The sequence below is a fragment of the Corynebacterium epidermidicanis genome (assembly GCF_001021025.1).
GTDB lineage: Bacteria > Actinomycetota > Actinomycetes > Mycobacteriales > Mycobacteriaceae > Corynebacterium > Corynebacterium epidermidicanis.
In genome coordinates, this window is record NZ_CP011541.1 from 1,345,732 (window position 1) to 1,359,630 (window position 13,899).

General features: G+C 58.6%; 12 protein-coding genes. 4 read left to right on the plus strand and 8 right to left on the minus strand.

Features of this window, described 5'->3' with window-relative positions; translation table 11 throughout:
* Positions 1–173 precede the first annotated feature (173 nt).
* The gene (locus CEPID_RS06285) at positions 174–1,631 is read left to right on the plus strand and encodes an SDR family NAD(P)-dependent oxidoreductase (protein WP_047240235.1); all 1,458 of its coding nucleotides are present in this window, start codon (positions 174–176) and stop codon (positions 1,629–1,631) included.
* Positions 1,632–1,715: 84 nt separating this feature from the next.
* Here the strand turns inward: CEPID_RS06285 and CEPID_RS06290 are convergent, their stop codons facing one another.
* The 4 genes from CEPID_RS06290 to CEPID_RS06305 all read right to left on the minus strand — a co-directional run bounded on the left by CEPID_RS06290 (position 1,716) and on the right by CEPID_RS06305 (position 7,547).
* Positions 1,716–2,141 (minus strand): cupin domain-containing protein, encoded by a 426-nt coding sequence (locus CEPID_RS06290; RefSeq protein ID WP_047240236.1) that lies wholly within the window; start codon positions 2,139–2,141, stop codon positions 1,716–1,718.
* A gap of 134 nt (positions 2,142–2,275) precedes the next feature.
* Positions 2,276–3,376 (minus strand): methylmalonyl Co-A mutase-associated GTPase MeaB, encoded by a 1,101-nt coding sequence (meaB, locus tag CEPID_RS06295; RefSeq protein WP_047240237.1) that lies wholly within the window; start codon positions 3,374–3,376, stop codon positions 2,276–2,278.
* A gap of 116 nt (positions 3,377–3,492) precedes the next feature.
* Positions 3,493–5,700: a methylmalonyl-CoA mutase gene (scpA, locus tag CEPID_RS06300; protein WP_047240238.1), complete on the minus strand. Its 2,208-nt coding sequence runs from the start codon at positions 5,698–5,700 to the stop codon at positions 3,493–3,495.
* Positions 5,701–5,708: 8 nt separating this feature from the next.
* Positions 5,709–7,547, minus strand: a complete 1,839-nt coding sequence (locus CEPID_RS06305; protein WP_047240239.1) for a methylmalonyl-CoA mutase family protein — start codon at positions 7,545–7,547, stop codon at positions 5,709–5,711.
* Positions 7,548–7,987: 440 nt separating this feature from the next.
* Between CEPID_RS06305 and CEPID_RS06310 the strand changes: the two genes are divergently transcribed.
* Together CEPID_RS06310 and CEPID_RS06315 are read left to right on the plus strand one after the other, a co-directional pair.
* A complete protein-coding gene (locus CEPID_RS06310) occupies positions 7,988–8,671 on the plus strand; it encodes a TVP38/TMEM64 family protein (RefSeq protein WP_047240240.1) in 684 nt (227 codons plus the stop codon).
* Between the two features lie 10 nt (positions 8,672–8,681).
* Positions 8,682–9,314, plus strand: a complete 633-nt coding sequence (locus CEPID_RS06315) for a hypothetical protein (protein ID WP_047240241.1) — start codon at positions 8,682–8,684, stop codon at positions 9,312–9,314.
* Positions 9,315–9,323: 9 nt separating this feature from the next.
* Here CEPID_RS06315 and CEPID_RS06320 read toward each other — a convergent pair whose 3' ends face one another.
* Genes CEPID_RS06320 through CEPID_RS06330 form a run of 3 tightly spaced genes read right to left on the minus strand, consistent with a single transcriptional unit; the run spans position 9,324 to position 11,888 of the window.
* A complete protein-coding gene (locus CEPID_RS06320; protein ID WP_047240242.1) occupies positions 9,324–10,568 on the minus strand; it encodes an SPFH domain-containing protein in 1,245 nt (414 codons plus the stop codon).
* Entirely contained in the window at positions 10,565–10,996 is a 432-nt protein-coding gene (locus tag CEPID_RS06325; RefSeq protein WP_047240243.1) for an NfeD family protein, read from the minus strand. Before CEPID_RS06325 ends, CEPID_RS06320 begins: the two co-directional genes overlap by 4 nt.
* A gap of 49 nt (positions 10,997–11,045) precedes the next feature.
* Positions 11,046–11,888, minus strand: coding sequence for a DUF3097 domain-containing protein (locus CEPID_RS06330; RefSeq protein WP_047240244.1), 843 nt, complete (start codon positions 11,886–11,888; stop codon positions 11,046–11,048).
* Positions 11,889–11,922: 34 nt separating this feature from the next.
* Between CEPID_RS06330 and CEPID_RS06335 the strand changes: the two genes are divergently transcribed.
* Positions 11,923–12,705 (plus strand): hypothetical protein, encoded by a 783-nt coding sequence (locus tag CEPID_RS06335; RefSeq protein ID WP_047240245.1) that lies wholly within the window; start codon positions 11,923–11,925, stop codon positions 12,703–12,705.
* A 15-nt stretch (positions 12,706–12,720) separates the two neighbouring features.
* On the opposite strand, the gene CEPID_RS06340 is transcribed toward CEPID_RS06335, so the two are convergent.
* A complete protein-coding gene (locus tag CEPID_RS06340; protein WP_047240246.1) occupies positions 12,721–13,803 on the minus strand; it encodes a ferrochelatase in 1,083 nt (360 codons plus the stop codon).
* Positions 13,804–13,899: the final 96 nt, after the last annotated feature.

The window sequence follows — 13,899 nt, forward strand, 5'->3', positions numbered from 1 at the left end:
ACTACACCGAAGGGACGACATCGAGCGAGCTACGGCCCCAACGAACAATAACAACCGAGTTTAGGGCCACTGCGCCGCGGAAATCACGCATCAGAGACACACTTCTCTTTACTTAACCCACAACCGATGCGGCCTAATTCGTTTTCTTCTCACAACATGGTTGACTACTACCTATGACGCTCGATCCACAAGATTTAGCCACCTGCCTGCGGGTCCTCGATGAAGCTGGCACACTCGATCCCCAATCTGCTGACTCGGTGACGCTACAGCGCGCCGTCGCCAAGCTGTTTAAGGAAGTGAAGCGACAGCGGCGACAGTCTGCGAAGCAAGCTCGTCGCGCAGCGGATGAGGCTGTGCTTTCGGCTACGGCCACTGCTAATCCGGCCCGCATCGACGACGAGACGGCCGGGATCCTGGTGCGTCCGGCCGGTGCGGCCCCGGTGTCTTTAGAGAAAGGTGCAGTTGCTACTCCACATGGATGGGCGGGCAAACTATACCGTGCGCAAAATTGCTATGTGTGCAAGCGGCCGTACACGCTAGTCGATTCCTTTCACCACCAGCTCTGTCCCGAGTGCGCTGCGGACAACCGGGTGCGTCGCAATGCTCGCGTAGATCTCACCGGACGGCGTGCGGTGTTGACCGGCGGACGGGCCAAGATCGGCATGTATATCGCCTTGAAGCTGCTTCGCGACGGCGCTGATCTTACCATCACCACGCGCTTCCCACGTGATGCTGCGCGTAGGTTTGCTGCTGTGGGCGATAGTGCGGATTGGTTGTCGCGGCTCCACATAGTGGGAATCGATCTCCGCGACCCAGCGGCGGTGGCAACGTTTGCTGACGAGGTAGCAGCCGCCGGCCCGCTAGACATTCTGATCAATAATGCTGCCCAGACTGTGAGGCGCTCCCCTGGGTCTTACTCCGGGCTCATCGATGGCGAGCAGGCCCCGCTGACGGGGGTGGAGAATAAGGTCGATCTACGCGCGATCGGTGCGACCTCGGATCTTCATCCGGCAGCGCTCGTGTCGGGTTCTTCCCCGTCGGCGGCCGATGCCCTGGTTAGCCAGGCGATGCTTGGCGGCTCAGCCTCGCTCGCACGTATCGCAGACGGCACCGCCGTTGACGCCGGGGGCCTCATCCCTGACTTGGTTTCGCATAACTCATGGGTCGCCACAGTTGGGGAGGTTGACCCTGTGGAGCTGTTGGAGGTGCAATTATGCAATCAAACTGCGCCATTCATTCTGGTGAACCGACTTCGGCCGGCTTTGGAAGCTGCACCTGCCCGACGCAAGTATGTTGTCAACGTCTCCGCCATGGAAGGAGTCTTTGGTCGCGGCTACAAAGGGCCGGGGCACCCACACACAAACATGTCGAAGGCGGCGCTGAATATGCTCACTCGGACTGCAGCCGGTGAGCTTTTTGAACACGGAATATTGATGACCGCCGTGGACACGGGATGGATCACCGATGAGCGCCCGCACACGGCAAAGGCACGGCTTGCTGAAGAGGGCTTCCACGCGCCGCTTGACCTCGTTGATGGCGCGGCCAGGGTCTACGATCCGATCGTGCAGGGTGAGAACGGTGTTGACCTGTACGGATGTTTCCTGAAGGATTACCGCCCACACGCCTGGTGAAGTCCTGCTGGTTGGCGCATCAGTTCAAAACACCCCTCGCATCCGCATAGGAGCAGATGCAAGGGGTGCCATGGGTCGAGGAAGCTAGTGTTGCTCGTTCGGGTCGTTGTCGGCGTCTTCTTTAGTCTTGTGGATCGTGCCCGCAACGTGGTCAGGAGCTGCGTAAATCGAGTAAACCTTGAGTGGTTCGTCGCCTTCGTTGACCACGTTATGCCACTTACCGGCGGGGACGAAAATCGCCCAATCGTCCTCAACAACTCGATCGATGTCCAGCTTGTCTGCGGAATCGCCAATCATGACGTGGCCTTTACCAGCCTCGATGCGAAGGAACTGGTCGTGATCCTCGTGCACCTCTGCGCCGATTTCGCCACCAGCCGGGATATTCATCACGGTCATTTGGAGGAATTTTCCGGTCCACAACGTGTCGCGGAAGTTCTCGTTGTCCAGGGTGGCCTTCTCAATATCCAGTACGTATGGGTGCGGGCCGTGGTCCTTCATAAGATCAGACATGATGTCTCCTTCGTTGTCGTCGTATCCGGCCCCCAGTCTAGCCTCGATCAGGCCGGGCCGGAGCAAGAAAACGAATATAGATTCGATTCCATTTTACCGAATTGCTCAGTTAACAGCAATGACATCTCGAAAAGCTAGGCAGATTCGGTGAGTCCATCGAACGCTTGGAGGATTCTTTCGGCAGCCAGAGTTGGGGTGATTTTGCCGTCGCGAAGCAAATGCTCGACGTCGGTACGGGCGGAGACAACTTCTTTATTGGTGTTGAGTCGCTGCAAGATTGTTTCGTGCACCATCGACCACATCCACCCCACCTGCTGCTCGCGTCGCCGGCGGTCAAATGCGCCGGATTGTTTCATGACCTCGTGGTGCTCAAGGATGTACTGCCAGAATTCGTCAATTCCAGTTCCGTCAACTGCTGACATCGTAAGTGTCGGCGGATGCCACAGGTCGTGTTCGCTGCGCACCATGCGCATCGCGGCTGCTAGTTCGCGTGCGGCGCGCTTTGCCTGCTTGAGGTTCGGGCCGTCAGCTTTGTTGATCGCCACGATCTCGGCCATTTCCAACACGCCTTTTTTGATTCCTTGCAGTTGGTCGCCCGCTCCCGCCAGCGCGAGAAACGCGAAGACATCGACCATCTGTGAGACCGCAACCTCAGATTGTCCTACGCCGACGGTTTCTACGATCAGCACGTCGTAGCCAGCAGCTTCGAAGACCACCATCGATTCGCGGGTTGCCTTGGCCACCCCGCCGAGCGTTCCGGCGGAAGGCGACGGCCGAATAAACGCGTTGTCCTCCGCGGAAAGCTTGGTCATGCGAGTCTTATCCCCCAGGATGGAGCCACGGGTGCGGGTGGACGAAGGATCGATTGCCAGCACGGCCACCCGGTGCCCTTCAGCGAGAAGCTTCATACCGAGGGCTTCGATAGTGGTGGATTTCCCGACCCCAGGCACGCCAGTCATGCCAACGCGCAATGCACCGCCGGAGTGCGGCAGCAATTTAACCAAAAGCTCTTGGGCCAGAACCCGGTGCGCCGGAGCGGTCGATTCCAGCAAGGTGATAGCCCGCGAGAGATTCGTGCGATCATTGTTGATGACCGCCTCGTAGAGGGCGTCAACGTCAATGCGCCGGCGGGCCCGCTGCACCACCTCGGGGGCGACCGCAGTTGCACTACCGAGGTCTGTGCCGGCGGTGGTGGTTAGCGAACCGAGGCTGTGCTCCAGAAATCCGTTGTCCACTTGATCTTCCTTTTCTTGGGTTTGGCACGCTCGAGATATGCCGAGGGCCGATGCCGGGATACGGGAAGCATCCTGCCGACATCGGCCCTGGGTAACGCGAGCTAGGGGCGAATCACCTAAGCAGGCAGCTCGAAGCCGAGGTTGGCAGCAAGCTTGGTCAGCATATCGATAGCCGACTCCGCGATGACTGTGCCCGGTGGGTAAATCGCCGCAGCGCCCATATCGTAGAGCTCCTGGAAATCACCCGGAGGGATCACGCCGCCGACGACAATCATGATGTCCTCGCGGCCCAGCTTCGCCAATTCCTCCTTGAGCGCGGGTACCAAAGTAAGGTGACCAGCCGCCAGGGAGGACACGCCCACGACGTGGACGTCGGCATCGACAGCACTGCGAGCTGCTTCTGCCGGGGTTTGGAAGAGCGGTCCGACGTCCACATCCATGCCGAGGTCGGCATATGCGGAAGCCACCACCTTTTGACCGCGGTCATGGCCGTCCTGGCCCATCTTCGCGATGAAGATACGTGGACGGCGACCTTCTTCTGCCTCAAAGGCATCGGCCAGCGCAATTGCCTTTTCGACGTTCGACACTGCGCCATCCTTTCCTACTTCGTCTTTGTACACACCCGACAGCGTCTTGATTTCCGCTTCGTGGCGGCCAAAAACCTTCTCCAAGGCTAGCGAAATCTCCCCAACCGTGGCCTTTGCGCGAGCTGCGTCGACAGCCAGCTTCAGCAGATTGGATTCAAGGTCCCCAGCTTCACGTTCTTCGGTAGCAGCAGCTGCGGTCAGGGCCTCAAGAGTGCGCTGAACTTCAGCTTCGTCGCGCTCGGCGCGCAGACGATCCAGCTTTTCGAGCTGCTCAGCACGTACCTTGGAGTTTTCGACCTTGAGCACTTCAATGGCTTCATCCTCTGCCACGATGTACTTGTTGACACCGATGAGAGCTTGGCGACCCGAGTCGATGCGGGCCTGGGTACGTGCGGCCGATTCCTCAATGCGCAGCTTAGGAATACCTTCGATGGTGGCCTGTGCCATGCCACCGGCAGCTTCGACTTCTTCGATGTGCTTGCGGGCGCGGTTTGCCAGCTCGTTGGTGAGCCACTCGACGTAGTAAGAGCCAGCCCATGGGTCGACCGGGCGCACCGTGCCGGATTCCTGCTGCAGCAGCAACTGGGTGTTGCGCGCAATGCGGGCAGAGAAGTCGGTAGGCAGCGCCAGCGCCTCATCCAGCGCGTTGGTGTGCAGCGATTGAGTATGCCCCTGCGTTGCGGCCATCGCTTCAATCGCGGTGCGTGCGACGTTGTTGTACACGTCCTGCGCAGTAAGAGACCAGCCGGAGGTCTGGGAGTGGGTACGCAACGATTGAGACTTCGGATTCTTCGGGTCGAACTTTGCCACTAGCTCACTCCAGAGCAGGCGACCAGCGCGCAGCTTCGCGATCTCCATAAGGGTGTTCATGGAAATACCCCAGAAGAAGGACAGGCGAGGCGCGAACTTGTCGACGTCCAGGCCAACGTCCTTACCAGCGCGAATGTATTCGATACCATCAGCAAGCGTGTAAGCGAGCTCGAGATCGGCCGTCGCGCCAGCTTCCTGGATGTGGTAGCCAGAAATCGAAATCGAGTTGAAGCGAGGCATCTTCAGCGACGTGTACTCGAAGATATTCGAGATAATGCGCATCGATGGCTTCGGCGGGTAAATGTAGGTGTTGCGGACCATGAACTCTTTCAGAATGTCGTTCTGAATGGTTCCAGCGAGCTGTTCCGGCGCTACGCCTTGCTCCTCAGCGGCCACGATGTAAAGCGCAAGAATCGGCAGGACGGCGCCGTTCATCGTCATGGAAACGGAGACGTTGCCGAGGTCGATGCCCTCGAACAGCTGGCGCATATCCAGGATCGAGTCGATGGCCACACCGGCCATACCGACGTCACCGATCACTCGCTCGTTATCGGAGTCGTAGCCGCGGTGAGTCGCCAAGTCGAAGGCAACCGAAAGGCCCTTCTGACCTGCGGCGAGGTTGCGACGGTAAAACGCGTTGGATTCGGCGGCCGTCGAAAAGCCCGCGTACTGACGAATCGTCCACGGCTGGTTGGTGTACATCGTCGGGTACGGCCCGCGCATGAACGGTGCGATACCTGGGAAGGAATCAAGTGGATGCCCGGCGGCTGCGGCAGCGTCGCGGTCTGCGCGGGTGTACACGCGTTTTACTTCGATGCCTTCTGGTGTCTCCCACACCTGATCGGCGGAGGATGCTGCCGGTGGCTGGGTAGCTGGGGCTTTCGCAGACGTCCGTGGGGTGTGTGCAAAATTAGGGATGGTAGTCATAGTTGCTCTTACGCTCCCAACTTGGTCAGCAGCTCAGCCAAAGTGGCCGCTGCGTCGATCTTGAGGTTGAGGTATCCGTCTGGTTGATCAGCGGCTTCCGCGAAGGTCTGTGGAGCTCCAGCGAGCAGAATTTCGCCAGCGCCGGCATCGCGAAGCGCCTTGACCACGCTTTCACCCGTCGCAGCGTATTCCTGATCAGTGCCACAGATCACGACGATGTCTGAGGCCTTGGCCGCTGCAGCAAATTCCTCGGTGCCAGGAGCGACTTGTCCAGGGTTGAGGACTTCAATTCCGCCGGAGGCCAAGAGGTTGGTGGTGAATCCAGTACGGATGTTGTGCTTGGCCAGCGGACCGATCGGAACCAATCCGATGATCGGGCGCGTGCCGTGCTCCTCAAGGTACGCGTCCGAACGGTTGCGTAGCGCCTCAAATTCCGCAGCCCAACGACGCACGCCGGCTGGTTCCACGCGGAGCTCAGCCGGCAAAGCCTTCTCGCCCAGGTTCGGGAACTCATTGATGCCGGTTAGCTGCTTGCGTCGCGAGGCGATGTCAGCACGCACCTTCTCATGCGATGCTGCGAGCTTTTCGACGATCGTGTGTTGCGCAGCGGTGAAGCCGCCAGCAGCTTCCACTTCGGTAAATACCTGCCAAGATCGGTCTGCGAGATCATCGGTGAGTCGTTCGACATAGAAGGAACCACCTGCGGGGTCTACGACATATCCCAAGTGGGACTCTTCTAGCAGCAGCAGGTTGGTGTTGCGAGCGATGCGCTTGGCGAAGGCTCGGGAAACTCCGGGCATTCCGCCAGCAACTGCGTAATCGAACGGCAGAACTTCCACATCAGAGGCACCGCCGACACCGGCCGCGAATGCGGCGACGGTTACTCGCAGCATGTTGACCCAAGGATCGCGCTGCGAGAACATCTCCGGTGCGGTGAGCGCATGCTGTGGTGCCAGTCCAGCCTCGGGGAAACCAAGTTCTTCAGCGACTCGTGCCCACAGTGATCGGGCTGCGCGGAACTTCGCGATTTGCCCGAACTGATCGTCAGTGGTGGCAAAACGGAAGGAAAGTTGTCCGAGAGCCTGTTCCACGCTTAAACCGGCTGTAGTGAGCTCGCGCAAGTACTCAACACCGGCGGCTAGGGCAAAACCGATTTCTTCCGCATCCGTAGCGCCTTGGTTGGCGAAGGATACGGCGTCGACAAGCACGGCGCGGACCCCTGGGCGCTGTGCGGCCGCCTCGGCGAGTGCGATGGTCTCGGCGAGTGAAGCGGAGGCGGAGCCATCAATCTGCGCGGTCAGCGGTGCTGCGCCAAGTTCGAGCTGAATTCCAGACTCACCTTCGGTGAGCTGAAGCAGCTGGTCCGCTACCGCAGCGGTGGCACCGCCAGCGGCAAGCCGAACTGGCATTGCGGAGAGAACGACATTATTCAATACGGCCTTTAGATCAACATCAGCTTCAGCACGAAGCACGATCTGCGAGGTACCGTTGTTCAACGCAGCTAGGATTTCTTTGTTCGCAGCGGCAGCGTCAGCGGTGTCGAAGCTTTCCGTGACCCCCCAGCCGATACGGCCGTCGGAGGGAGCAACCCCGCCGCGGACGAAAGGGAAAGCGCCCGGAGCGGCGACTTCTGCGCCCTCATCCGCTCGGGTGTACAGCGGGTTGACGTCGATGCCATCGTTAGTGGTGCGGATGAGCTTGGTCCACACGTCGGCGGGAACGTCAGCGATATCTTTCTTTTGCACACGCGCAAACACCTTGGCTACGGCTCGATACCAATCTTGTTGATTGGCGGCGAATTCCGCAGGCAAAGAAGTGGTTGCCGCGTCAGACTGGCGATCAGTCACAACGGATCTTCTCCCCTTGGGTCGAGTGGTCATGCAATTGCTGAATGGAAACCGAACCCAATTCGCTTTTCGGCGATAAGGCGGCGGCTACCAAACCTGCGGGTTTCGCCTCCGGGTAACGGCCACACCTGGCTACCCAATCCTGGAATCCAAAGCACAGTCGAACTACCGCAGAGCCAAAGCTCACACTTATCTTCCACTGTAGTCATTGAAACTTCGGCGTACGGGTCAATTCGTGCACCAGTATTCGATCCATGCTTTCGCCGACCCTCAAGCTGCGGGCAGCAGCGGGAAAACGCAATCGAAAATACCCAGCTCATTGGGAGTGTTACACGGTAACACTATCGTCAGCTCAGCGGGGCGTCGACAAGCGCCCTTCGCTATTATCAGGGTGGCAAACTCCCCCAGTTAAGGTGTGCACTAACCTAGCTGATGTGCGGATGACTCGAACAAAGAAGTTCATCGCCTTGGGCGTGCTCGTGCTCATTGGTGTATTGGTGGTGGCCTTAGTAGACATTGAATCCCCTGCGCAACTGCGTCAGTTCTTTGAAAAGTTCGGGGTTTGGTCGTGGCTCGCCTTCTTCTTCGCCTATGTTGTGCTCACGCAGTTCCCGGTTCCTCGGACAACCTTTACCGTGGCGGCTGGAGTGCTGTTTGGCCCAATTTTGGGAAGCGCGTTGGCGCTGAGTGCCACCACGATCTCGGCTGCGCTGTCGCTGACAATGTTGCGCGCATTGCTGGCTGATCCGCAAGAAGTAGCCCAACCACACGATTCCTGGCTGCAACAAATGGCCAGCAAACAGCGCGATCATCCCGCATTCGCCCGCATAAACACCCGCCTTGAGCAGCGCGGAGGCATCGCCGTATTCTTTCTCCGGATGATCGCCGGGATACCCTTCTCCGTGCTCAATTACGCCTGCGTGCTCACCCCCATCCCGTTGCGCTCGTTTGTCGTGGCAACCTTTTTCGGCTCTGCGCCTTCAACCATCGCCGGTGTGGTTTTAGGGGACGCCCTCACCGGTTCCCACGACACCCGCATGTTGTGGGTTTTCGCAGTCCTATTGGTTGTTGGTCTCTCCGGCCTTTTCATCGACTTTTTGCTGCCAGTCAAGCCTAAGGCGTAGACTCGACGGCATGTTTGCCATCTACGCCCGCTACCGAGGACGCGATGTCCGCCGTGCTGAACTGGTTCGTCGTTCAGCCGAAGCATTGTCGACGCTCCCCGGAATCGGCAATTTTGATGTTATTGACGTGGAAGACATCTGCGCCACAGCGCAGGGCGAGGATGCTGCGGTGGCAATCGCGGATGTAACTATGGCACTGCTTTCCGCAGGCGATTGGGCAGTAGGTATCGCGGTGCTGCCTACAGACAGCAACGAAGACGAGGAAGTGGCGCGGGTGATGGCTGGCAACGCGCTAGGAACTAGTGGCCGCAGTGGCACTGTCAAGGTCCGGGTCGCACCTCGATCAAGTTCAGCTGCCACGGCGGGGCTGAGAGAGCTTAAACAGCAGGCCAACACCTGGGCGTTCGATATTTCGGCTGCGTTTACCTTGCTTTCAGCCGTGCTTGCAAAACGTACGGCTGAGGGACGTGAGGCCACCGCCTTCATGCGTCGCGGTCTCACTCAGGTGGAGGCCGCTGAGGAGTTGGGTATTACGAAGCAAGCGATGTCACAGCGGTTGCAAGCTGCGGGCTGGCAAGCAGAAACCGCCGGCTGGCAGCTGGCGGTTGATCTGTTGCAAAAGGCTGAGTTAGGGGTGTGCTAGCCCTATTCGCTACTGCTGAGGTTCAGTCGGCGGGGCTTGGTCGAACTGGGGCACGGGGAATTGTGCAGGCACTGATGCGTGCGGGCTTTCCAGCGACGGAATGTCGGACGAATTATCTCGCGCGGCAGCGGTCTTCGCTGCTAGCGCAGCCCCGGGATCTTCTTCCACCGGTTTATTAGCTACCGCGTTGGCTGCGGCGACCGCAGCTGCAATTTCTGGGTCTGATTCGGTGTTGAACCACTCGTCGACGTTCTCCTGAGCGGCCATTTCCTTAGTCTCCTCGGTGACTGTGGCTGGCTCATAACGGAACACACCGTCTTCGTCCTTGTTGGCCATCGAACGAGCGAACTGCTCGAGGGAGTCCCCAAATTGGCTTGGGACGAGCCACATCTTGTTTGCACTACCTTCGGCCATCTTTGGCAACTTCTCTAGGTATTGGTAAGCCAGCACCTCAGGCGTGAGCTGTGCAGACTTGATAGCGGCATTAACCTTCTGAATCGAGCGGGCTTCACCTTGGGCCTTGAGGTACTTAGCGGCACGTTCACCCTCAGCGCGCAAAATCATTGCCTGACGCTCGGCCTCTGCGGCCAAGATAGCAGCGTGCTTTTCACCCTCGGCAGCCAGAATCTTCGCTTGCTTTTCACCTTCGGCGGTCTTGATGTCAGCTTCGCGCTGACCTTCAGCTGCGAGAATGGTGGCGCGCTTTTCGCGGTCGGCCTTCATTTGCTTTTCCATCGACTGCTGAATCGATGGTGGTGGATCGATGGCCTTTAGCTCCACGCGGGAAATGCGCAGGCCCCATTTGGTGGTGGCGGCATCCAGCTCGCCCCGCAGGCGTCGGTTGATAACTTCACGGGAGGTAAGCGTTTCTTCGAGTGTCATGCCACCGACGACGTCACGCAGCGTAGCGGTGGAAATCTGCTCGACACCCACGATGTAGTTGTCCACGCCGTAGATGGCGCGAGCCGGGTCGTTGATTTGGAAAGTTACTACCGTGTCGATCGCGACGGTGAGGTTATCCTGGGTAATCACTGCCTGCGGCGGGAAGGAAACCACTCGCTCACGGGTATCGACCTTCGCGCGCACGCGGTCGATAAACGGAACCAGGATGGTAATGCCACCCGACACCGTGCGGGTGTATTTACCGAGACGCTCGATGACAGCTGCCTCACCTTGTGGAATCAAGGCAATTGACTTGACAACGAGCAGCAGAATGAGCACTAAAAATATCAGCAGTACCGCTAGCTCTATCATGAAATGTCCTTCCATACGATGGCTGTTGAGCCATCAATTCGGGCTACATAGACGCGATCATCTTCCTCGAACAGCTCTGTGGGAAGCATGGATTTAGCAGACCAAATCTCGCCATCAATACGCACCAGTCCACCGCTTTCGCTCACGGGTTCCAACACCTCCGCTGCCTTACCGACGAGCGCCTGCACGGAAGTATCCAATGCAGGCTTTCGGTGCAAATGTCGATGCAGGATCGGACGAACGAACATGAGGTTGGCTACCGCGCACACCGCAAAAACCGCGACTTGGACCCACATTGGTACGCCCGTGAGGGCCACGCCAGCGGTCATGAGTGCCGCGGTTCCGATGAGCAACAGCGAAAACTCTCCGCCAACCAGCTCAAGGCCAGCAAAGACCAGCCCCGCTATGAACCAGATGAGTGCTTCCACAGCGATAACGCTACCTAATAGATGGGTGGCTCGCAGGAAATAGCACCAGTTAACGGAAATCTTCTTTAGTTAGCTCGGGAACGGTAACCCAATCGACGAGCTTTTCGACGGCCCCGATCAATGTGGAATCAATGTCCCTAAAACTGGTCACGGCATTGAATACTCGGTTCCATCCCTCTTTCGGATCCGACCAGCCAACTCGCTGGCAGACGCCAGTTTTCCAATCTTCGCCACGCGGGATTTCCGGCCAGGCTTTTAGTCCTAACCGTTCCGGTTTCACGGCAGCCCAAATGTCGATGTATGGATGCCCAGTAACTAGCACATGCGGACCGACAGTCTCGGTAATTCGGGTTTCTTTTGAGCCTTGCACGAGGTGATCAGCGAGAACGCCGACTCGGCGCCCTGGCCCCGGTTGAAACTCTGCCAGCCGTTCTGGCAAGTTGTCGAGTCCCTCCAGATACTCCACCACGACTCCCTCAACGCGCAGGTCATGGCCCCACACCTTCTCCACGATTGCGGCGTCGTGAATGCCCTCCACCCAGATCCGTGAAGGGGCCGCTACTTTGGCTTCCACGTTTGCTACTTTGCGCGAGCCGGAGTTTGAGCGCTGTGGCGCCTGTTTCGGCACATATCGGGTAAGTGATACTCGCTGCCCTTCGACGAGGAAGGCGCCGTCGACAAGCTTGAAGAGGCGCTCTGTGCGGTAGCGGTCCTCTAACCGGACGAAGTCGCCATCGTAAGTGCGCTCGAAGCCCGTGACTGCGCCGACGAAGCCATCTACCAGGACCTCGACTACAAGCCCCGGCTCAGCGGGAACGCGGGGATACTCCACGCGCTGTTTTCGAGAATGTCCACTAAAGATGTCACCGGCGTAGGGGTCACGGAAATTCATGTTTATTGAGCATATCCGCTAAGCTTTGCAGGCTATGGATTACCGCGCCCAAGTTTATTCTCCGCTGCAAAACCTCGCGATCTGGCTGGGTGCGTGGCTAGCTGATTATGTCGCGACGGACGAATGTCTTGGTGCCGTCACCGAGCTTGGCGGCGCGCACCTCCTTGAAGGGGAGCATCCGGAGGTGGGCAGCAATGTTGATTTCCTCAAACTGGTTCGTAACCTCGTGGACGAGCCGGCGCCTCCCACCCCACCATTGAGCTTGGTGCTGTGTGGCCCCGGCGATGCGCCGCGGCTGCCAGTAGGATCGGCAGCCTATGCAGCTACAATTGAGGGCGGATTGGGTGCGCTGGTAATGCCGCAAAGACATGCCGGTAGTCATATCCTCGTCCCACAACCCTATTCTGCTGGCCTGAGGTGGCAACGCTTCACCATCGACGAGCCACTGCCACCGGTGGACTACCTCAGCCCTGGCGACGCGGACAGGTCACTCGCAGAAGCCACTCGAGCGGCCGCGGATCTTATTGAAGCGATGGGCGACAATAATCTTACGCGGAACAAGAGTATTCCTGATCCACGCCTAACTGTCGGCCATCTCTCTGACTTCTACGATGTGCCCGGCCTCCCCCTCATCACGCCACCACGCGCTGCCAAGCTCTTTGCACGCGCCGACCGGGTGGCGGCCATCATCGAAACTGTGCAGTCGCATGTTGGGGACCATAGCCTCGATCCCCAACTCATTTCCCTCTGGCGCCATATCAGGGCCGCGCGAGTCGCTGGCGTAACGTACGCACTGCAAGAATTTCAACGCGGCTAGGGCCTGTTCCTGGGCTTATCGACGTGGTCTGGTGGGGCAACACCCCTCGGCGCAAGGAGCCCCGTTACGGGTGCAACCTCGCAATGGAGTCGTTCCGAGGCGAGCCGCCAGCTCATAGTTTCCAGGGCGCAGACCAGCCGCATATTCGTCGATAAGGCTAAGCACCATCGAAGTAAACTCCGCGGTCGGACCGGGCGTGCCTACCCGAACCACGTGCTGTCCATCCGCAGTGGCAGCGGTCTGTAGTTCGGAGTCGAGGTCCCAAATGACCTCAATATGATCGGAGATGAAGCCAATTGGGCAGACAATTAGTGTGGTCACGCCCGCTTCATGCAGCTCATGAGCATGGTCGACAATGTCTGGCTCCAGCCAAGGGATGTGAGGTGCCCCAGAACGAGATTGCCAGACCAAGTCGTAATCGGTGATGCCTAGTTCGGCGGCCACCAATCTGCTGGCCTCACCGACCTGGCTCGAATAGAGGGGGCCGTCCGCAGGAAGTCCAGAGGCTTCATCTGCGGCGGTTGGAATGGAATGGGCAGTAAAGACCAGTCGGGAATGCTCGCGCTGCTGCGAGCTAAGGCTATCGAAGGCAGCTCGAGTTGCTTCAGCGAAGGCCTTGATGAAAAGCGGATGGTCGTAGAACTGTCGCAGTTTCACAAATTCCACCTCTGGCAGCCCTTGTTCTGCCAGATGAGCACGGAGCTGGGCGATATCCTCGTTGTACTGCTTACAGCCTGAATACCCACCCCACGCCGATGTAGCAAAGACGGCCACCTTTCGATGCCCGTCGCGCGCAATACGCTCAGCTGTTTCGGTGCCAAATGGGTGCCAGTTGCGGTTGCCGAAATAGATCGGTAGTTGCCATCCTCGTTCAGCTATGGCTTGCTCCAGGTTGGCAATGATCTCGCGGTTTAGCGCGTTGAGCGGGCTGACCCCACCGAAATGAAAATAGTGAGCTCCCACCTCGTCGAGCCGCTCCGGGGGTATTCCGCGACCAGCGGTTACATTTTCTAGAAAGGGCCGGACATCATCGGGACCTTCAGGACCGCCGAAGGAAAGCACGAGCAGTGCGTCGAATGGGCTTGCGGAAACAGTCATGCCCCTAGGTTACTCGGGGGCAGTCAAAAGATTGACACTATGTACCTGCAGGCGGGGCGGGAACGAATGCAGCACAGCATTGCGCCTGGATTTTGG